This window comes from Geodermatophilus obscurus DSM 43160 (genome assembly GCF_000025345.1).
Taxonomy (GTDB): Bacteria; Actinomycetota; Actinomycetes; order Mycobacteriales; family Geodermatophilaceae; genus Geodermatophilus; species Geodermatophilus obscurus.
In genome coordinates this window covers 537,874-557,447 of the sequence record NC_013757.1, presented here as the reverse complement: position 1 = coordinate 557,447, position 19,574 = coordinate 537,874, and the positions used below count along the sequence as shown (strand labels likewise).

15 protein-coding genes are annotated in these 19,574 nt (G+C 74.3%); 6 read left to right on the top strand and 9 right to left on the bottom strand.

Annotated elements, in window-relative coordinates; all coding sequences use genetic code 11:
* Positions 1-1,788 (top strand): prolyl oligopeptidase family serine peptidase, encoded by a 1,788-nt coding sequence (locus GOBS_RS02540; protein ID WP_012946729.1) that lies wholly within the window; start codon positions 1-3, stop codon positions 1,786-1,788.
* A gap of 63 nt (positions 1,789-1,851) precedes the next feature.
* Here the strand turns inward: GOBS_RS02540 and GOBS_RS02535 are convergent, their stop codons facing one another.
* Together GOBS_RS02535 and GOBS_RS02530 are read right to left on the bottom strand one after the other, a co-directional pair.
* On the bottom strand, positions 1,852-2,922 hold the full coding sequence (locus GOBS_RS02535; RefSeq protein ID WP_012946728.1) for an aspartate-semialdehyde dehydrogenase: 1,071 nt from the start codon (positions 2,920-2,922) through the stop codon (positions 1,852-1,854).
* Positions 2,919-4,187, bottom strand: coding sequence for an aspartate kinase (locus GOBS_RS02530; protein ID WP_012946727.1), 1,269 nt, complete (start codon positions 4,185-4,187; stop codon positions 2,919-2,921). Before GOBS_RS02530 ends, GOBS_RS02535 begins: the two co-directional genes overlap by 4 nt.
* Before the next feature lie 74 nt (positions 4,188-4,261).
* Between GOBS_RS02530 and GOBS_RS02525 the strand changes: the two genes are divergently transcribed.
* The 4 genes from GOBS_RS02525 to GOBS_RS02510 all read left to right on the top strand — a co-directional run bounded on the left by GOBS_RS02525 (position 4,262) and on the right by GOBS_RS02510 (position 9,458).
* Entirely contained in the window at positions 4,262-5,854 is a 1,593-nt protein-coding gene (locus tag GOBS_RS02525) for a phospholipase D family protein (RefSeq protein WP_049788125.1), read from the top strand.
* A 241-nt stretch (positions 5,855-6,095) separates the two neighbouring features.
* Positions 6,096-6,737, top strand: a complete 642-nt coding sequence (locus GOBS_RS25115; RefSeq protein WP_012946725.1) for a helix-turn-helix domain-containing protein — start codon at positions 6,096-6,098, stop codon at positions 6,735-6,737.
* Positions 6,738-6,911: 174 nt separating this feature from the next.
* Positions 6,912-8,657, top strand: a complete 1,746-nt coding sequence (gene leuA / locus GOBS_RS02515; protein WP_012946724.1) for a 2-isopropylmalate synthase — start codon at positions 6,912-6,914, stop codon at positions 8,655-8,657.
* A 63-nt stretch (positions 8,658-8,720) separates the two neighbouring features.
* Complete coding sequence (locus tag GOBS_RS02510; RefSeq protein WP_012946723.1) at positions 8,721-9,458, top strand: VOC family protein; 738 nt, start codon at positions 8,721-8,723, stop codon at positions 9,456-9,458.
* Here GOBS_RS02510 and mnhG read toward each other — a convergent pair.
* The 7 genes from mnhG to GOBS_RS02475 form a co-directional block, all read right to left on the bottom strand.
* Positions 9,446-9,856 carry a monovalent cation/H(+) antiporter subunit G gene (gene mnhG, locus GOBS_RS02505; RefSeq protein WP_012946722.1) on the bottom strand — a complete coding sequence of 137 codons (411 nt, stop codon included), beginning with the start codon at positions 9,854-9,856 and terminating at the stop codon, positions 9,446-9,448. The genes GOBS_RS02510 and mnhG overlap by 13 nt on opposite strands.
* Positions 9,853-10,179 (bottom strand): MrpF/PhaF family protein, encoded by a 327-nt coding sequence (locus GOBS_RS02500; protein ID WP_243697715.1) that lies wholly within the window; start codon positions 10,177-10,179, stop codon positions 9,853-9,855. The genes mnhG and GOBS_RS02500 overlap by 4 nt, the downstream gene beginning before the upstream one ends.
* Positions 10,179-10,745, bottom strand: coding sequence for a Na+/H+ antiporter subunit E (locus tag GOBS_RS02495; protein ID WP_012946720.1), 567 nt, complete (start codon positions 10,743-10,745; stop codon positions 10,179-10,181). Before GOBS_RS02495 ends, GOBS_RS02500 begins: the two co-directional genes overlap by 1 nt.
* A complete protein-coding gene (locus tag GOBS_RS02490) occupies positions 10,742-12,439 on the bottom strand; it encodes a Na+/H+ antiporter subunit D (RefSeq protein WP_012946719.1) in 1,698 nt (565 codons plus the stop codon). The genes GOBS_RS02495 and GOBS_RS02490 overlap by 4 nt, the downstream gene beginning before the upstream one ends.
* Positions 12,436-12,927 (bottom strand): Na(+)/H(+) antiporter subunit C, encoded by a 492-nt coding sequence (locus tag GOBS_RS02485; RefSeq protein WP_012946718.1) that lies wholly within the window; start codon positions 12,925-12,927, stop codon positions 12,436-12,438. The genes GOBS_RS02490 and GOBS_RS02485 overlap by 4 nt, the downstream gene beginning before the upstream one ends.
* Positions 12,924-15,800 carry a Na+/H+ antiporter subunit A gene (locus GOBS_RS02480; RefSeq protein ID WP_012946717.1) on the bottom strand — a complete coding sequence of 959 codons (2,877 nt, stop codon included), beginning with the start codon at positions 15,798-15,800 and terminating at the stop codon, positions 12,924-12,926. Before GOBS_RS02480 ends, GOBS_RS02485 begins: the two co-directional genes overlap by 4 nt.
* Positions 15,801-15,975: 175 nt before the next feature.
* Positions 15,976-17,784 carry an ABC-F family ATP-binding cassette domain-containing protein gene (locus GOBS_RS02475; protein WP_012946716.1) on the bottom strand — a complete coding sequence of 603 codons (1,809 nt, stop codon included), beginning with the start codon at positions 17,782-17,784 and terminating at the stop codon, positions 15,976-15,978.
* Between the two features lie 219 nt (positions 17,785-18,003).
* On the opposite strand from GOBS_RS02475, the gene GOBS_RS02470 reads away from it, so the two are divergent.
* The gene (locus tag GOBS_RS02470) at positions 18,004-19,530 is read left to right on the top strand and encodes a Mur ligase family protein (protein WP_012946715.1); all 1,527 of its coding nucleotides are present in this window, start codon (positions 18,004-18,006) and stop codon (positions 19,528-19,530) included.
* Positions 19,531-19,574: the final 44 nt, after the last annotated feature.

Sequence of the window (19,574 nt, the reverse complement as noted above, 5' to 3'; positions counted from 1 at the left end):
GTGAGCTCCGAGCCGACCGCCCTCTCCCCCGAGGTCACCGCCCGCTGGCAGGCCCGCTTCCGCGCGCCGCGGGTGAGCCTCCCCGACTGGGCGCTGGAGGCCCCGCAGCGCAGCCTGTACGCCTCCGACGTCAGCGGCGTCGTCGAGCAGTACGCGTGGGACCGCACCACCGACGCCCACCGGCAGGCGACCGACCGGGCCAACGGCACGCTGATCGGCACGCTGAGCCCGGACGGCGAGACGATCTGGTGGTTCGCCGACACCGACGGCGACGAGTTCGGCGTCTGGATGACCCAGCCCTTCGCCGGCGGGGAGGACCGCGTCGCCGTCCCCGAGGTCGGGCCGGCCTACCCGGCGGGCCTGGAGGTCGGCACGTCCGTCGTCGCCGTCGGCCGCTCCACCGACGACGGCTCGGAGCTGTGGCTGGCCCCGGCCGGGGGCACGCCGCGGGTGGTCTACCGGCACGAGGACCCGGCGTCGGTCGACGCGCTCACCCACGACGAGGACCTGCTGGTCATCTCGCACTCCGAGCACGGCGACCCGCGCTACCCCGCCCTGCGGCTGCTGCGCACCGACGACGACTCCGTGGTCGCGGAGAAGTGGGACGGCGAGGGCCGCGGCCTGCACGCGCTGGAGTTCGCCCCGCTCCCCGGCGACCGCCGGCTGCTGGTGGGCCACGAGCGGCGCGGCCGCGAGGAGCTGCTGGTCTGGGACGTCGGCACCGACACCGAGACCGAGATCGTCCTGGACCTGCCCGGCGACGTGACCGCCGGCTGGTACCCGGACGGCTCGGCGCTGCTCGTCGGGCACGACCACGCCGCCCGCAGCGAGCTGTACCGCTACGACCTCGGCAGCGGGGCCCTGGAGCGGCTGGACACCCCGCGCGGCGTCGTCCGCGGGGCCACCGCCCGCCCGGACGGCACCGTCGAGCTGGCCTGGTCGAACTCCGAGCGACCGCCGGTGATCCGGCGGGCCGACGGGCCGGTGGTGCTGGCCGCTCCGGGAGAGGAGCCGCCGGCCGCCTACCCGGTGGAGGACCGCTGGGTGCCGGGTCCGGGCGGCGACGTCCACGCCCTGGTGGTGCGGCCGGCCGGCCCGCCCCCGTACGCGGCGGCGTTCCTCGTGCACGGCGGCCCGGAGGCGGCCGACGACGACTCCTACCGCGCCCGCCGCGCGGCGTACGTGGACGCCGGGTACGCCGTCGTGCACGTGAACTACCGCGGGTCGACCGGCTACGGCAGCGCCTGGCGCGACGCGCTCACCGGCCGGCCGGGGCTGACCGAGCTCGAGGACGTCGCGGCGGTGTACGACGCGCTGGTCGAGGAGGGCTTCCTCGACCCGTCGCGGGCGCTGCTCTCGGGCGGGTCGTGGGGCGGGTTCCTCACCCTGCTCGGTCTGGGCACCCAGCCGGAGCGCTGGGCCGCCGGGATCGCCGAGGTGCCGGTGGCCGACTACCTGGCCGCCTACGAGGACGAGATGGAGGGCCTGCGGGCCTACGACCGGGCGCTGTTCGGCGGCTCACCGGACGAGGTGCGCGACGTCTACGTGCGCTCCTCGCCGATCACCTACGCCCAGGCCGTCGCCGCGCCGGTGCTCGTCGTCGCCGGCGCCAACGACCCGCGCTGCCCGATCCGGCAGATCGACAACTACCTGGCGCGTCTCGAGGAGCTCGGCAAGCCGCACGAGGTGTACCGCTTCGACGCCGGCCACGGCTCGCTGGTCGTCGAGGAGACCATCCGCCAGGTCGAGGTCGCGCTCGACTTCGCGCTCCGGCACGTCAAGCCCTGATCCGCGGTGATCATCGGCGCGTGGCTGCCGTCGACGGCGTGTCGGGCAGCCACCCGCCGATGATCACCTGCGAGAGGCCAGGATCAACTCCGCGATCTGGACGGTGTTGAGCGCCGCGCCCTTGCGCAGGTTGTCGTTGCTGACGAACAGCGCCAGCCCGCGGTCGCCGTCGACACCCGGGTCCTGCCGGATGCGGCCGACGTAGCTCGGGTCGCGGCCGGCCGCCTGCAGCGGCGTGGGCACGGCGGTGAGCTCCACGCCGGGCGCGGAGGACAGCAGCTCGGTGGCCCGCTCGACGGTGAGCGCACGCTCGAACTCCAGGTTCAGCGACAGCGAGTGCCCGGTGAAGACCGGCACGCGGACGCAGGTGCCCGAGACCCGCAGCTCGGGGATGCCGAGGATCTTGCGGCTCTCGTTGCGGAGCTTCTGCTCCTCGTCGGTCTCGAAGGTCCCGTCGTCGACCAGCGAGCCGGCCATGGGCAGCACGTTAAACGCGATCGGCCGCACGTACTTGGCCGGCTCCGGGAAGGGCACCGCCGAGCCGTCGTGGGTGAGCTCCGCGGCCTTGTCGACGACCGCCTTGACCTGCGTGTCGAGCTCGTCGACGCCGGCCAGACCGCTGCCGGAGACCGCCTGGTAGGTGCTGGCGACCACGCGGACCAGCTGCGCCTCGTCGTGCAGCGGCTTGAGCACCGGCATCGCGGCCATCGTGGTGCAGTTCGGGTTGGCGATGATCCCCTTCGGGACCGACGCCAGCGCGTCCGGGTTGACCTCGGCGACCACCAGCGGGACGTCGGCGTCGCGGCGCCAGGCCGAGCTGTTGTCGATGACCGTCACGCCGGCCTCGGCGAACCGCGGCGCCTGCACCCGCGAGGTCGACGCACCGGCGGAGAAGATCGCGATGTCGAGCCCCGTGGGGTCGGCGGTCGTGGCGTCCTCGACGGTGATCTCGCCGTCGCCCCACGGCAGGGTGCTGCCGGCGGAGCGGGCGGAGGCGAAGAAGCGCAGCTCGCTCATCGGGAACCCGCGCTCGGCGAGGATCTGCCGCACCACACCGCCGACCTGGCCCGTGGCGCCGACGATGCCGACGCGCAGCCCGTCGCTGGAGCCGTGCCCACTCGACAGCGTGCTCATCGTCCCGTCCCTCCGTAGACGACCGCCAGCGCCTCGTCGGTGCCGAGGTCGAAGGCGTCGTGCACCGCGCGGACGGCGACGTCCACGTCGGTGTCCCGGCACACCACGGAGATGCGGATCTCCGAGGTGCTGATCAGCTCCAGGTTGACACCGGCGTCGGCCAGCGCGCCGAAGAAGCGTGCGGACACGCCCGGGTGGGAGCGCATGCCCGCTCCGACCAGCGAGACCTTGCCGATGTGCTGGTCGAAGGTGACGTCGGTGTAGCCGATGGTGTTCTTGACCTTCTCCAGCGCGGCGAGGGCCGCCGGCCCGTCGCTCTTGGGCAGCGTGAAGGAGATGTCGGCGAGCTTGCTGGCCGCGGCCGACACGTTCTGCACGATCATGTCGACGTTGACCTCGGCCTCGGCGAGCACGCGGAACAGCTGCGCGGCCTCGCCCGGCCGGTCGGGTACCCCGAAGACGGTGATCTTCCCCTCGGAGCGGTCGTGCGCGACGCCGGTGATGATGGCCTGTTCCACCGTGAGGTCCTCCATCGAGCCGGCCACCGTGGTGCCGGGGAGCTGGGAGTAGGAGCTGCGGACGTGCACCGGGATGCCGTAGCGGCGGGCGTACTCGACGCAGCGGAGCACGAGCACCTTCGCCCCGGAGGCGGCGAGCTCGAGCATCTCCTCGTACGTCACCGTGTCCAGCCGCCGGGCGTTCGGCACGATCCGCGGGTCGGCGGTGAAGACGCCGTCGACGTCGGTGTAGATCTCGCAGACGTCGGCCTGCAGCGCCGCGGCGACGGCCACGGCGGTCGTGTCGGAGCCGCCCCGGCCGAGCGTGGTGACGTCCTTGGTGTCCTGGCTGACGCCCTGGAAGCCGGCGACGATGACGATCGAGCCCTCGTCGAGGGCGTCGCGCAGCCGGCCGGGCGTGACGTCGATGATCCGCGCCTTGCCGTGGCTGGACGTGGTGATCACCCCGGCCTGGGAGCCGGTGAACGACCGCGCCTCGTAGCCGTGGGTGTTGATCGCGATGGCCAGCAGGGCCATGGAGATGCGCTCGCCGGCGGTGAGCAGCATGTCGAGCTCGCGGCCGGCCGGGTTGTCGGTGATCTGCGCGGCCTGGTCGAGCAGCTCGTCGGTCGTGTCGCCCATCGCGGAGACCACGACGACGACGTCGTCGCCCGCCTCCTTGGCCGCCACGATCCGCTCGGCGACGCGCTTGATGTGCGCTGCGGAGGCGACGGACGAACCGCCGTACTTCTGGACGACGAGGGCCACGGGTCCACAGGCTACCGAGGTCCCCGGTGGCGGCCGTGCTTGCGTCCCCCTGGGCAGGGCGCTGTGATCACCGGGTGGACGACGTGGAGCGCTGGCTGCTGACGGCCGAGGAGCGCGGCAACCCGGCGACGTCCCTGCCCGCGTACACCGAGGGCAACCTCGTCGAGGCGCTCGTGCACGGCGTTCCCTACTTCGACCGGCTGGTCGAGTGCGTCGAGCGGCTGGACGCCGGGGATCACCTGTTCTTCACCGACTGGCGGGGCGACCCGGACGAGCAGCTGCGCCCGGGCGGGCCCACCGTCGCCCGGCTGTTCACCGACGCGGTGCGGCGGGGGGTCTGCGTGCGCGGACTGGTGTGGCGCTCGCACGTGGACTGGATGTCGTTCAGCGCGGACGAGAACCGGGCGCTGGACGACGAGGTCGAGCACGGCGGCGGCGAGGTGATCCTCGACCAGCGGGTGCGCCGCGGTGGCAGCCACCACCAGAAGCTCGTCGTCCTGCGGCATGACCAGGACGCGACCCAGGACGTCGCGTTCGTCGGCGGGATCGACCTGTGCCACGGCCGCCGGGACGACGCCGAGCACCGGGGCGACCCGCAGCCGCTGGCGATGTCGGTGGCGTACGGGGAGACACCGCCCTGGCACGACGTCCAGCTGATGCTGCGGGGACCGACGGTCGGTGTCCTCGACACCGTGTTCCGCGAGCGCTGGGACGACCCGACCAACGCCGACTCCGGCAACCCGATCGCCTGGGTGCTCGACCGGCTGCGCGGCGCCCGGCTGAAGGGGGACCCGCTGCCGCCGCAGCTGCCTCCCCCACCGCCCTGTGGCCCGCACGTGGTGCAGAACCTGCGCACCTACCCCGCCATCCGGCCGCCGTACGACTTCGCGCCGCACGGCGAGCGGTCGGTGGCCCGCGGGTACTCCAAGGCGATCGAGCGGGCCCGCCGGCTGGTGTACCTGGAGGACCAGTACATGTGGTCGGCCGACATCGCCCGCCTGTTCGCGAGGGCCCTGGCCGACAACCCGGGTCTGCACCTGGTCGTCGTGGTGCCGCGGGTGCCCGACCAGGACGGCGCGGTCGCCGAGCGGTCGCAGTACGTCGGCCGGTGGCAGGCGCTGGAGATGTGCCGGCGGGCCGGGAGCGGCCGGGTGCACGTGTTCGACGTGGAGAACCACGAGGGGACGCCGGTCTACGTGCACGCCAAGGTCTGCGTCGTCGACGACGTCTGGGCCAGCGTGGGCAGCGACAACTTCAACCGGCGCTCCTGGACCCACGACAGCGAGCTCTCCTCCGCCGTGCTGGACACCACGCGGGACCCGCGCGAGCCCCGCGATCCGGCCGGCACCGGCGACGGCGCCCGCACCTTCGCCCGCGACCTGCGCCTGGAGCTGGCCCGCGAGCACCTGGACCGCGCGGCCGACGGCAGCGAGGACGACGACCTGGTCGACCCCGAGGCGTTCGTGCGGACGCTGGAGTCCTCGGCGGCCGAGCTCGACGCCTGGCATGCCGGCGGCCGCCGCGGCCCGCGCCCGCGCGGCCGGCTGCGCGAGCACTCCCCGCGGCGGCTGTCGCTGCCCACCCGGCTGTGGGCGACGCCGGTCTACCGCTTGGTCGACGACCCCGACGGCCGTCCGTGGCGCATGCGCCTGGCCAGGGAGTTCTGAGCCCGGGCCCTAGCTGCCCGGCGTCCCTGGCTCCGCACCGTCGCCCGCCGGCTGACGCACGGGCACACTCCCCCTGGGCAAGCTCGTGCTCTGCCCACCACGGTGGGCAGAGCACGACGGGGGACGGGCACCTTCCCACCTGAGCACCTCGTGCAGTGCCCAGCACTGTGGGCAGCGCACGAGCTTCCACAGGGCACGTCATGGGCCGCCGGGCACCGAGGACAGCCCGGATCCTCGGCCCGTGACCGGCGCCGAGCACAGCGGCATGCTGCGGCGGATCCGCAGGACCGCCGACCTGTCACAACGGGAACTGGCGGCGCGGATCGGCATCTCGAAGTCCGCCGTGGCCGCCGCGGAGAGCGGCCGGTCCGGCATCGACGTCCGGGCGCTCGCCCGCGCCGCCGAGGTGGCCGGGTTGCGGCTGGCGCTGCTGGACGCTAGCGGGCGGGAGGTGGCCGGCATGGACGGCGACGCAGTGCGGGACCAGGCCGGCCGCTTCTACCCCGCCCACCTCGACACCCGCTATGGCGACGAGGAGTGGTGGTACACGCACCAGGGTCACGGCCACGACCGCGAGCAGCCCTGGTACACGTTCGACCGCACGCGCTGGATCCGTGACTGGCACCGGGCGCGCGACGGCACTCCGCACGACCACCAACAGCCCCGGCCCGGCGACTCGCCGAGCGCCCGTGCCGAGGCTCGCCGCGCGGCGCACCGGCGTGCCGTCGGTGAGGAGCGGCAGCGGCGCTTCCTCGCCGGCGAGTTCGCGCACGTCGACGACGGCCTGACCTGCACGTGTCCGCCCGGGTGCGACGAGGTCGACGACGGCTCGGGGCCACCCGGGCACGCCGCGGACTGCCCGTGTGGCTGCGACCTCGCCTGACCCGCTGCTACCGTGGCCCTGTGCGCGGCAGCCTCCTGCTTACCCGCCGCGGCGAGGCCCTCTCCTAGGTCGGCCCCCTCGCCGCGGGGACTCGCCGTGACCGAGAGCGTCCCCGGCGCCTGCTGACCGCCCCACCGGAGCTGCGTCCAGCCCGCGCCCAGAGGAGCGAGACCCGTGAGCAGGAACCTGAGCGAGAACCACCCGCACGTCCGCCATCCCCAGCAGCCGTCGGGGATGCCGATCTCCCGCTACGCCCCCTTCACCCCGATCGTCCTGCCTGATCGCACGTGGCCGGAGACGGTGATCACCCAGGCTCCGCGCTGGTGCGCCGTCGACCTGCGCGACGGCAACCAGGCGCTGATCGACCCGATGACGCCCGACCGCAAGCGGCGGATGTTCGAGCTGCTGGTCCGCATGGGCTACAAGGAGATCGAGGTCGGCTTCCCCGCGGCCAGCCAGACCGACTTCGACTTCGTCCGCCAGCTCATCGAGGACGACCTGGTACCCGACGACGTCACCATCCAGGTGCTCACCCAGGCCCGTGACGAGCTCATCGAGCGCACCTTCGAGTCCCTGCGCGGCGCGAGGCAGGCGATCGTCCACCTGTACAACTCCACCTCCACCCTGCAGCGGCGGGTCGTGTTCGGCTCCGACCGGGCCGGGATCGTCGACATCGCCGTCCACGGCGCGCAGGTGGTGCGCAAGCTGGCCGAGCAGATGGCCGGCACGGAGGTCTTCTACGAGTACTCCCCCGAGTCCTTCACCGGCACCGAGCTCGACTTCGCCGTCGAGGTGTGCAACGCGGTCACCGACGTGTGGGAGCCCACCCCCGACCGGCCGACGATCATCAACCTGCCGGCGACGGTCGAGATGGCCGAGCCGACGGTCTACGCCGACCAGATCGAGTGGATGCACCGCAACCTGGGCCGCCGCGACGCCGTCGTCCTGTCGCTGCACCCGCACAACGACCGCGGCACCGCCGTCGCCGCCGCCGAGCTGGGCTACCGCGCCGGCGCCGACCGCATCGAGGGGTGCCTGTTCGGCAACGGCGAGCGCACCGGCAACGTCGACCTGGTCACGCTGGGCCTGAACCTGTTCAGCCAGGGCATCGACCCGCAGATCGACTTCTCCGACGTCGACGACATCCGCCGCACCGTCGAGTACTGCAACCAGCTGGGCGTGCACGAGCGGCACCCCTACGGCGGCGACCTGGTCTACACCGCCTTCTCCGGCTCCCACCAGGACGCGATCAACAAGGGCCTCAAGGCGCTCGAGGTCGACGCCGAGGCCGCCGGCAAGCCGGTCGCCGAGATGCCCTGGGCGGTGCCGTACCTGCCCATCGACCCCAAGGACGTCGGCCGCACCTACGAGGCCGTCATCCGGGTGAACAGCCAGTCCGGCAAGGGCGGCGTCGCCTACATCATGAAGACCGAGAACCAGCTGGACCTGCCGCGCCGGCTGCAGATCGAGTTCAGCGCGGTGGTCCAGCGGCACACCGACGACGAGGGCGGCGAGGTGACCGCCCAGCAGATGTGGGCGGCGTTCTCCAGCGAGTACCTGCCCGACCCCGACGCCCCCTGGGGCCGCTTCTCCCTCACCGGACACCGGCACCGGGCCCACGGCGACCAGCTCGACGAGATGGTGGTCGAGCTGGTCGACGACGGCGTCCCGATGACCGTGGAGGGCCGCGGCAACGGGCCGATCGCCGCGTTCGTCGACGCGCTGCGGTCGGTGGACGTCGACCTCCGGGTCCTCGACTACGCCGAGCACGCCATGTCCGCGGGCGGGGACGCGCGCGCCGCGGCCTACGTCGAGTGCGCCGTCGGCGACCGGGTGCTCTGGGGCGTGGGCATCGACCCGAACATCGTCACCGCATCACTGCGCGCGGTCGTCTCGGCGGTGAACCGGGCCCAGCGCTGAGGACCGGCGGGCGGGGCGTCCGACGACGCCCCGCCCCGCGTCCGGTCGCGGCACCATCGGGAGATGGCCCAGCTGACGCCCTACCTCACCGTGCGCGACGCCCGGGCGGCGACGGCGTGGTACGCCGACGCCCTGGGTGCCCGCGTGGTGGGTGAGCTCCACGTCATGGACGACGACCGCATCGGGCACGCCGAGCTCGACGTCGGCGGGGCGACGCTCTACCTCGCCGACGAGTACCCCGAGCTGGGCCTGGTCGCGCCGGACGCCGGTCGGGTCGGCGTCACGCTGCACCTGTCGGTGTCCGACGTCGAGGCGGCCGTCGACCGGGCCGCCGCAGCCGGGGCGACCGTGGAGCGGCCGTCCGACGGCCCCGGCGGGCGCACCGGCGTCGTGGTCGACCCCTTCGGGCACCGCTGGATGCTGCAGACGCCGAGCCGTGGACCGGCTGCTGCGCGACCGCCGGTCCGGCCCGGCGACACGGTGCACCTGACGCTCCGGGTGCCCGACGGCGCCCGCGCCCGTGACTTCTACGAGGCGGTGCTCGGCTGGTCGCTGAGCCCCGGCCGGGTCGACGACGGCTGGGAGGCGCCGGGCCAGACACCGACGGTCGGCCTGCACGGCGGGCAGGCCTCCGACCCGGGCGCCGTCCCGGTCTACGCGGTCGACGACATCGAGGTCGCGGTCGCCGCGGTGCAGACCGCCGGCGGTCAGGCCGGTGCGGTCGAGCGCCAGGACTCCGGGTCGTCGGCGTACTGCCGCGACGACCAGGGACTGCCGTTCCGGCTAGCTCAGCTCGACTGAGGAAGGACCCCGTCCTCCTCGGGCGGGGCGTCGCCGGGCTCGTCACCCCGGTACCGCAGGTCCTGGTGGCCGGCCGGACCGAACTCGTCGATGAGCAACAGGTCGCGCCGGACGTGCCGGCGGCGGTAGGCGACCCGGCTGATCAGGTGCGCACTCACCGGTGCGGTCAGCATCTGGAAGGCGGCCACGAGGAGCAGCATCCACGCGTTGGCCCAGCCGTCCAGCCGGATCGCGGCGCCGACCATCACCAGCAGGACGCCGAGCACCTGGGGTTTGGTGCCGGCGTGCATCCGGGACAGCACGTCGGGGAAGCGCACCAGCCCGAGCCCGGCGGTGAGGCACAGGACGGCGCCGGCCAGCAGGCAGGCGAACGCGACGACGTCGGCCAGCGCCGTCACGGCTGCTCCTCCCGCACCTCGGCCGCGACCGGCAGGCCGAGGTCACTGCCGTCCCCCGTGCGGGAGCGCAGCAGCATCCCGCCGATGTAGCGGGCGACCGAGACCGAGCCGACGAAGGCCAGCAGCGAGACCACGACCAGCACCGGTACGAGCGTGGGATCGCGCTGCAGCGCGGCGTGCACGGCCAGGCCCGCCGCGATGATCACCAGCAGCGTGTCCGTCGCGACGACCCGGTCCAGCAGCGAGGGTCCCCGCGCCAGGCGGACGAGAGCCAGCAGCGCTCCCCCGCCGATCAGCGCGTACAGCAGTGAGCTCACGATCATCACGACGTCCGCACCTCCGCCCGCCCGTACCCGTCGAGGGCGGCGAGGTCCGCAGGCGAGCCGAACGCCCGGACCAGGCGCTCTTCGACCACCAGCACGTTCGCCTTCTTCCGCGCCACGTCCTCGAGGTCGCGTGCGGGCAGCATGTGCAGGGTCATCACCCGGTGTTCCCGGTCCAGGTCGAGGACCAGGGAGCCGGGGACGAGCGAGGTCGCCTCGGCGACCATGGTCAGCAGCAGGTCGGAGTCGGCGCGCAGCTGCACCTGCACGATCGCCGTGCGGTGCACCCCGCCCGGCCGCAGGGCCTGCCAGGCGACCTCGGCCCCGGAAGCGAACAGGTCCACGACGAAGTGGCCGAGGAAGACCAGCAGCGGCAGCGGCCGCACCCGGGCGCCGCCGACCACGTGCGGCAACGGCAGCAGCGTCAGCACGGTCAGCGCGACGAGCAGGCCGGAGATCAGGTTCGCCCAGGACCAGGTGCCCCAGAGCAGCATCCACACCACCACCAGCCAGGCCATGAGCGGGACCTGGTGGCGCAGCCGGGTCGCGGCGGGCTCGACCGTCACGGCACCTCCTCCGTCCCGAACACCGAGGTGGTGTAGGGCGTGCGGTCGATCAGGTCGGTCGCGGCCCGGTCGGCCAGGCCGTAGAGCGGTCCGGCCAGCCCGGTGAGGGCCACGGTGAGCGCGACCAGCGCCGTGGTGGCACCCACCATCGTCCCCGGCAGCGGACGCAGCGCCCGGACCGCTCCGGCCGCGGGTGGGAGGTCGGGCTCGGCCGCCGTCGCCACCGCGGTGTGCCGGCGCCAGGCGTCCTGCAGCGCGGTGCGCGACCCGCCGTCCGCGGCCTCGCCGTCCGACGCCACGCCGTCGCTCTCCGGCCGGTGCCGGACCGCGGCCGCGGCCGCGGCGGCCGCGGCGGTGTCCTCGGCCGGCGACTGGCTCGGCGACCGCCAGAAGGCGCGGGTCCAGACACGGGCGACCGCGAGCAGCGTGAGCAGGCTGGTGACGACCCCGCCGGCGACGAGCGTGAACGCCACGGCGCTGCCCTCGGCGACCCCGGCCTGCAGCAGGCCGACCTTGCCGATGAAGCCCGACAGCGGGGGGATCCCGGCCAGGTTCATCGCCGGGACGAAGAACAGCACCGCCAGCAGCGGCGAGCGCCGGGCCAGCCCGCCGAGCCGGTCCACCGACGTCGTCCCGCCCTGGCGCTCGACCAACCCCGCGACCAGGAACAGCGTCGTCTGGATGGCGATGTGGTGGGCCACGTAGAAGAGGGCACCGGCCAGCCCGGCTGCCGTCCCCAGGGCGATGCCGAACACCATGTAGCCGATGTGGCTGACCAGGGTGAAGGAGAGCATCCGGCGCAGGTCCCGCTGCGCGACCGCGCCGAGGATGCCCACCAGCATCGTGGCCAGCGCCGCCCACATCAGCAGGTCGTCGAGCGCGCCGCCGGGGAACAGCAGCGTCTGGGTGCGGATGATCGCGTAGACGCCGACCTTGGTGAGCAGCCCGGCGAAGACGGCGGTGACCGGTGCGGGAGCGGTCGGGTAGCTGTCGGGCAACCACGCCGAGAGCGGGAACACCGCGGCCTTGATGCCGAAGGCGATGAGCAGCATCGACTGCAGCAGCACCTGGGTGCCCTCGGGCAGCTCGCCCAGCCGCACCGCCAGCTGCGCCATGTTCACCGTGCCGGTCGCGGCGTAGACCAGCCCGATCGCGGCGAGGAACACCAGCGAGCTGGTCAGGCTGACCACGATGTAGGTGATGCCGCCGCGGATGCGTCCCGCCGTCCCGCCCAGGGTGAGCAGCACGTAGGAGGCCATCAGCAGGATCTCGAAGCCGACGTAGAGGTTGAACAGGTCGCCGGCGAGGAAGGCGTTGCCCACGCCCGCGACCAGCACGAGGAACGTCGGGTGGAAGATCGACAGCGGGGTCTCCTCCGACCCGTCGGCGGCCCCCTGGCCGACGGCGAAGACCAGGACGCCGAGCGCCACGGTCGAGGCCACCACCAGCATCAGCGCCGACAGCCGGTCGACGACCAGCACGATGCCCAGCGGGACCTGCCAGCCGCCGACGGAGACCGAGGTCGCACCCTCGGCGTCGGCGACGAACAGCAGCACCACCGAGACGGCGAGCACCGCCGTAAGCACGGAGGTGCTGAGCGCGCGCTGGAAGGTCGGGTGCCCGGAGACCAGCAGCGCACCGGCGGCCCCGAGGAGCGGGAGCAGCACCGGCAGCGGGGCGAGGACCTCGATCACCGGGCGCCGCTCCCCGCCGGCAGGTCGACGTCGTCGGCGAGATCCTCGAGGACCCCGGCCCGGGAGTCGGCGTGCATGGCGGCGCGGTCCTCCGGGGCCAGGTCGTCCGGATCGAGCTCGTCGGCGTCGGGGGCCTTCCGGGCGGCGACCCGGCGGTCCTCCTCGTCGGTGCCGACGGCCTCGTTGCGGGCCAGCCGCCACGAGCGGTGGATGATCGCCAGCACGAACGCCGAGACGCCGAAGGTGATCACGATGGCGGTCAGGATCAGCGCCTGCGGCAGCGGGTCGTTGAACTGCTCCGGGTCGGAGTAGCCGAGGATCGGCGCCAGCCCCGCCGGGCCACCGGTCGAGAGCAGCAGCAGGTTGGTGGCGTTGCCCAGCAGCACGAAACCCAGCAGCACGCGGGTGAGGCTGCGGTCGAGCAGCAGGTACACCCCCGCCGCGTAGAGCCCGCCGATCATCACCGGCAGCACGATCGTGGGGGTCATCGCAGCACCACCTCTCCCGGGGCGAGCTCGATCTCGTCCTCCTGGTCCTCCTGGCGGTCGAGCTCCGCGCCCAGGCTGCGCAGCACGTCGAGGATCAGCCCGACGACGATCAGGTAGACGCCGATGTCGAAGAAGAGCGAGGTCACGAGCTTGACGTCGCCGAGCACCGGCAGCGTGGTCTGCAGGATCGCCGTCTGCAGCACCCCGGCGCCCAGCAGCAGGCCGGCCACGCCGGTGCCGCCCGCGAAGAGCAGCCCGCCGCCGAGCAGCAGGCCCGGCGCGACCGGCGCGGCCTCGCCGAGCTCGTAGCGCCCACCGGCCAGGTAGCGCAGCACCAGCGCCAGGCCGGCGACCAGGCCGCCGGCGAACCCGCCACCGGGCTCGTTGTGCCCGGAGAACAGCAGGTACAGCGAGAACACCATGATCGTGTGGAACAGCAGCCGGGTGACGACCTCGAGCACGACCGAGCGCCGGGCCGGGTCGAGCGTCGCGGTGGCGGCCAGCCAGCGGTCCCGCGGGGCCCGCCGGCCGCGCTCGCGCCGCTGGGCCAGGTCCGCCCGGGTCACCCGGTCGACGCCGCCGGTGCGTCCCCGGAGGAAGACGAGGCTGGCCACGCCGGTGGCGGCGACGACCAGCAGCGAGATCTCGCCGAGGGTGTCCCAGGCGCGGATGTCGACCAGGGTCACGTTGACGACGTTCTTGCCGCCGCCGAAGTCGTAGGCGGGCCCCGGCCAGCCCGCTGACACCGGCGTCGCGGTGCGGGCGGACAGCGCCACCGCGCCCGCGGCGGCCATGAACGCGCCCACCGCGACGGCGATGACCCCGCGGACGGCGCGCTCGCGCGGCCGGTGCCGCTCGGAGATGTCCTTGGGCAGCTTGCGCAGCACCAGCACGAAGACCACGAGGGTGAGCGTCTCGACGAGGAACTGGGTGAGCGCGAGGTCGGGGGCGCCCTGCAGCGCGAAGACGACGGCGATGCCGTAGCCGGTGACGCCGACGACCAGCACCGCCGACAGCCGCTGGCGGATCCGCAGGGTGAGCGCGGCAGCGGTCACGACGACGACGCCGACCACCGCCTGCACCGGGGTGTCCCAGGCCCGCCACTCGCCGGGCCACGGGGCGCGGGTGAGCAGCAGCGTGCCGGGCAGCGCCAGCACGACGACCAGGATCGTGCCGAGGTAGGCCGGCAGCGACCCGCGCTGGGTGGTGCCGGTGACCAGCACCGAGAGCCGGTCGATCCCCTGGACCACGTTCCAGTAGCCCTCGTCGGCCGAGGCGCCGACGGCCACCCGCCGCTGCAGGCGCTGGACCGGCCCGCGGACGGCGAACAGCGCGGCACCGCCGGCGACGGTCAGCGCCGACAGCGCCAGCGCGGGCTGCCAGCCGTGCCACAGCGCCAGGTGCTCGGCCTCGGGGGCCAGCAGCGGCAGCGTCTCGGCGTAGGCGACGACCAGCGGGTCCAGCAGCGGGCTGGCCGGCCCGAGGACCAGCCCGGTCAGCGCCAGGACGGCGGGGGCGGCGAGGAACAGCGGCTCCGGCGGGTGCTCGAGCTCGCTGTCCTCGACGCCGGGCTTGCGGGCGAAGGCGCCCCACACGAAGCGCGCGGTGTAGGCCGCGGTGAGCACCGAGCCCGCGACCACGCCGGTGAGGACGACGAGCGCGACGGTGCGGTCGGGCACCCCGCCGTCCAGCAGGGCGGTGAACGCGGCCTCCTTGCCGACGAAGCCCAGCAGCGGCGGCAACCCGGCCATGGAGGCCGCGGCGGCGGCGCCGATGGCGGCGAGCAGCGGCAGCCGCCGGCCGAGGCCGGACAGCCGGCGCAGGTCGCGGGTGCCGGTCGCGTGGTCGACGACGCCGACGGTCAGGAAGAGGGTGGACTTGAACAGCGCGTGCGCCAGCGTCATGGCCAGGCCGGCCGCGGCCAGCTCCGAGCTGCCCGCGCCCACGAGCGTCACGAGGAAGCCCAGCTGGCTGACCGTGCCGAAGGCCAGCAGCAGCTTGAGGTCCTTCTGGCGCAGGGCGCGGTACCCGCCGACCAGCATGGTCGCCACGCCCAGGCCGAGCACGACCGGCCGCCATCCGGGGACGTCGGCGAAGCCCGGTGCCAGCCGGGCGACCAGGTAGACGCCGGCCTTCACCATCGCCGCGGCGTGCAGGTAGGCGCTGACCGGCGTCGGCGCCTCCATGGCCGCGGGCAGCCAGAAGTGGAACGGCACGAGGGCGGACTTGGTGACCGCCCCGGCGAGCACCAGGGCCACGCCGACGGTCACCCCGGTGCCGCTGCCGGGCTCGGCGACGACCTCGGAGAGCAGGAAGGAGCCGCTGGCCCGGCCGATGAGGATGAGCCCGACCAGCATCGCGAGGCCGCCGGCGGTCGTCAGGATGAGCGCCTGCGACGCCGCCCGGCGCGCGGCCAGCCGCCGCCCCGAGCCCCCGATCAGGAGGAAGGAGAAGACGGTCGTGAGCTCCCAGAAGACGTAGAGCAGCAGCATGTCGTCGGCGAGGACGAGGCCGAGCATGGAGCCGGCGAAGGCGGTGAGGGAGCCGGCGAAGCGGCCGGTGCCCTCCTCGCCCGGGGAGAAGTAGCGGGCGCAGTAGACCAGCACCAGCGCGCCGACGCCGGTGACCAGCGCGGCGAAGGTGAGCGCCAGGGCGTCGAGCCGCAGGGCGACGTCGAGCTGGAGGGCGGGGATCCACGGCAGCGTCTCGCGCGGCTCCTGGCCGGCGAGGACCGGGCCGAGCCGGGACAGCACCCAGGCGAAGCCGGCGGCGGGCACCAGTGCGAGGGCGAGGAAGGCCTGCCGCCCCCACCACCGCACGAGCACGGGCGCCAGCACGCTGGCGAACAGGTGGAGGAGCAGCAGGACGAGCATGTGTCTCCGGGAGTCGTTGGGCGGCTCGGGGACACCAGGAACGTCGGTCGGACGACGGCCGGCGGTGCCCCAGACTACCCGCCCGGCTTGACCAGCCCGCTCTCTCAGGCGGGTGGGCCGGGCTGGCCCGGTGCTCCTCTACCCCGCGTGGGCCGGCCTCGACCGTCGCCAGAGGTCAGCCCTCGGCGACCTCGGCTGCCGTCAGCCAGTCCTCCTCGACCTGTTCCTTCTCCGCCCGCACCGCCCGCAGTTGCCCGTCCAACTCGGCGGCCTTCGCGTAGTCGGTCGCCGCGGCGGCCAGTTGCTCGTGCAGCTGCTTCTCGTCGGCGTCCAGCTTGAGCATCCGTCGCTCCAGCCGGCTGGCCTCCTTCTTGGCCGCGCGGGAGTCGGCGGCGGAGACGGCCGGGCGGGATGCGGGAGGAGCCCCGGCGGCGGTACCGGCCGTCGTGGTCAGCGGCGCACCACCGGCCGCGCGCCGCTGCAGGTACTCCTCCACGCCACCGGGCAGCTCGGCGAGCGTGCCGTCACCGAGGAGGGCCACCACCTTGTCGCACACCCGGTCGACGAAGTACCGGTCGTGGCTGACCACCAGCACCGTTCCGGGAAAGCCGTCGAGCAGGTCCTCCAGCGCGGTGAGCGTGTCGATGTCGAGGTCGTTGGTGGGCTCGTCGAGCAGCAGCACGTTCGGCTCGGCCATCAGCAGCCGCAGCAGCTGGAGCCGGCGCCGCTCACCGCCGGAGAGGTCGCCGACCGGTGTCCACTGCCGGTTCGCCGCGAACCCGAAACGCTCGGCCAGGGAGGACGCCGAGATCTCCTGGTTGCCGATCCGGGCGATGCGGGCGATCTCCTGCACCGCCTCCAGCACCCGGAGGCGGCCGGGCAGCTCGGTGACGTGCTGCGACAGGTACGCCGGCGCGACGGTCTGCCCGCGCACCACCCGGCCGCGGTCGGGCTCGGTCTCGCCGACCAGCAGCCGCAGCAGCGACGTCTTCCCGGCCCCGTTGACCCCGACGACGCCGATCCGGTCGCCCGGGCCGACGTGCCAGGTCAGGTCCTCGAACAACGGCCGCGGCCCGTCCTCGGTGGGCACGGCGTAGTCGACGTCCTCGACGTCGTAGACGGTCTTGCCGAGGCGCCGGGCGGCGAAGCCCTTCAGCGCCATCGAGTCCCGCGCCGGCGGCTCGTCGGCGATCAGTGCCTGGGCCGCCTCGATCCGGAACTTCGGCTTGCTGGTGCGGGCCGGCGGACCGCGGCGCAGCCAGGCCAGCTCCTTGCGCACCAGGTCGAGCCGCCGCTGTTCCTGTACCGCCGAGATCCGCGCCCGCTCCGCCCGGGCCAGCGTGTACGCCGAGTACCCGCCGTCGTAGGCGTGCACCTTGCCGTCGGCGACCTCCCACGTGGTGGTGGAGACCTCGTCGAGGAACCACCGGTCGTGGGTGACGACGACGAGGCCACCGGCGCGGGCCTTCACGTACTCCGCGAGCCAGGCGACGCCCTCCACGTCCAGGTGGTTGGTCGGCTCGTCCAGGACCAGCAGGTCCAGTGGCCGGATCAGCTGGGCGGCCAGCGCGACCCGCCGCCGCTCGCCGCCGGACATCGGCGCGACGGGAGCGTCGAGGCCGAGCCGGTCCAGCTCCAAGCCGGTGAGGACGGAGCGGACGGCCGGGTCGCCGGCCCACTCGTGCTCGGCGGCGAACATCGAGGGCGGCAGGACGACGTCGCGCACGGTCGTCCCGGGCGGGAGCGTGCCTGACTGGTCCAGGACGCCCATGGCGAGGTCGCCGCGGCGGGTGACGCGGCCGGAGTCTGGCTGGTCGGCGCCGGTCATCAGCGACAGCAGGGTGCTCTTGCCGCCGCCGTTGCGGCCGACGACACCGATCCGCTCACCCGCGGCGACGCCGAGGGAGACGTCGTCGAGGATGACGGTGGTGCCGTGCGCCTTGTGCACCCGTTCGAGGTTGACCAGGTTCAGGGGTGCGCTCATCGCCTCCAGTATCCGCGCGGCCGGTCCGTGCGGAGGAGGCGACCACCGCGCGCACGAACGTCCCGCGTCGTCCGGCCGGGGGACGTGCCCGGCACCCGACCGACGGACCTGGTCCCGGGGTGTGTTGTGCACGTCTCAGTGCGTCAGCGGCGCGCGGGGTCCGGGCAGGACGAGCGGCCTGGTCTGCGCGTTTGCCCGCACGCACCTACCGTCGGTCGGGTGCGCCTCCCCTCGATCCCCTGGTCGGAGGTCGAGCACCGCGCCCGGACCGTCCCCGGCAGCCCGGTCACGCGAGCCGGCGGCGCCGATGACCTGACCGTGCGGGGTCTGGTGACCGACTCGCGGCGCGTCGTCCCGGGATCGCTGTTCGCCTGCGTGCGGGGCGCGACGAGCGACGGCCACCGCCACGTCCCCGCCGCGGCGGCCGCAGGGGCCATGGCGCTGCTCGTCGACCGGCCCGTGGAGACCTCCCTCCCCCAGCTGTGCGTGCCGTCGGTGCGGGCGCAGCTCGGCCCCCTGGGCGCCCTGCTCGCCGGCGACCCGGCGCGGGCGCTGGGGCTGGTCGGGGTGACCGGCAGCAACGGCAAGACGACGACCAGCGCACTGGTGCGCGGCGTCCTCGAGGCGGCCGGCACCTGCACCGGCGTCGTCGGCACCCTCGGCGCGCAGGTCGCCGGTCTCTCGCGGGAGACGGCCCTGACCACGCCGGAGGCGCCCGAGCTGCACGAGCTGCTGGGCGCGATGGTCGAGGCCGGTGCGCGTCGGGCGGTCGTGGAGGCCTCCTCCATCGCACTGGACATGGGCCGCATGGACGGGCTCGCCTTCGAGGTCGCGGTCTTCACCGGCTTCGAGGAGGACCACCTCGACCACCACGGCACCGTCGAGCAGTACTGGGCCAGCAAGGCCCGGCTGTTCGAGCCCGGCCGGACCGCCGCCGGCGTCGTCGTCACCGACGACCCGTGGGGACGGCGACTGGCCGACCAGGCGGCGGTGCGGGTGACCCGGGTGGGGTCCGGTGCCGACGCCGACGTCCGGGTGCTCGGCTGGCGCACCGGCGCCGCGGGCACCGAGGTGCTGCTGGGCGACGATGCCGGTGGACACCGGGTGCGCAGCCCGCTGGTCGGCCGCGTGCACGTGACCAACCTGGCGGCCGCCTGGGCCACCGGCCGGGTGCTGGGCGTTCCGCCGGACCGGATCGCCGCCGGGCTGGCCGCGGTGGCCCCACCGCGGGGGCGCAACACCGTGCTGGGCGGATCGGGGCGGCCGGTCGTCGTCGTGGACTACGCGCACACACCGCGCGCACTGGCCGCCGCGGTCGACACGGTCCGCGACCTCACCGGCCCCGGCGGGCGGGTGCACCTGGTGGTCGGCGCCCGCGGTCGGCGCGACCGGTACAAGCGCCAGGGACTGGGCGAGTCCGCCCGCGCCGCCGACTGCGTGTGGCTGACCAACGAGGGCAGCCACGGCGAGGACCCGGCCGCGATCAGGGCCGAGCTCCGCCTTGGACTGCTCGGCACGCCGGCGGCGGTGCGCACGGTCCCCGACCGGCGGGAGGCGATCACCGCAGCGGTGCGTGCCGCCGGTCCGGCCGACGTCGTCCTGGTCGTGGGGCGCGGCCACGAGACCCGGCTGCTGGACACCACCGACCCCCGCGACGCGGTCCACCTGGACGACGCCGAGGTCGTCGCCGCTGCACTCGCGGCCGCGCACGACGGGGACGACGGCCTGCGCGAACGCGCCTCCTGACGCCGCCTCCACGTACCGGCGGGATCGGCGACCTCGCACGTCCC

Bases quoted from the DNA above. Each gene is read 5' to 3' on its own strand.
- GOBS_RS02535 (WP_012946728.1), bottom strand. From the start codon at position 2,922: ATGAGCACGCTGTCGAGTGGGCACGGCTCCAGCGACGGGCTGCGCGTC.
- GOBS_RS02510 (WP_012946723.1), top strand. From the start codon at position 8,721: ATGGCCCAGCTGACGCCCTACCTCACCGTGCGCGACGCCCGGGCGGCG.
- GOBS_RS02500 (WP_243697715.1), bottom strand. From the start codon at position 10,179: ATGATCGTGAGCTCACTGCTGTACGCGCTGATCGGCGGGGGAGCGCTG.
- GOBS_RS02485 (WP_012946718.1), bottom strand. From the start codon at position 12,927: ATGACCCCCACGATCGTGCTGCCGGTGATGATCGGCGGGCTCTACGCG.
- GOBS_RS02480 (WP_012946717.1), bottom strand. From the start codon at position 15,800: ATGCTCGTCCTGCTGCTCCTCCACCTGTTCGCCAGCGTGCTGGCGCCC.
- GOBS_RS02475 (WP_012946716.1), bottom strand. From the start codon at position 17,784: ATGAGCGCACCCCTGAACCTGGTCAACCTCGAACGGGTGCACAAGGCG.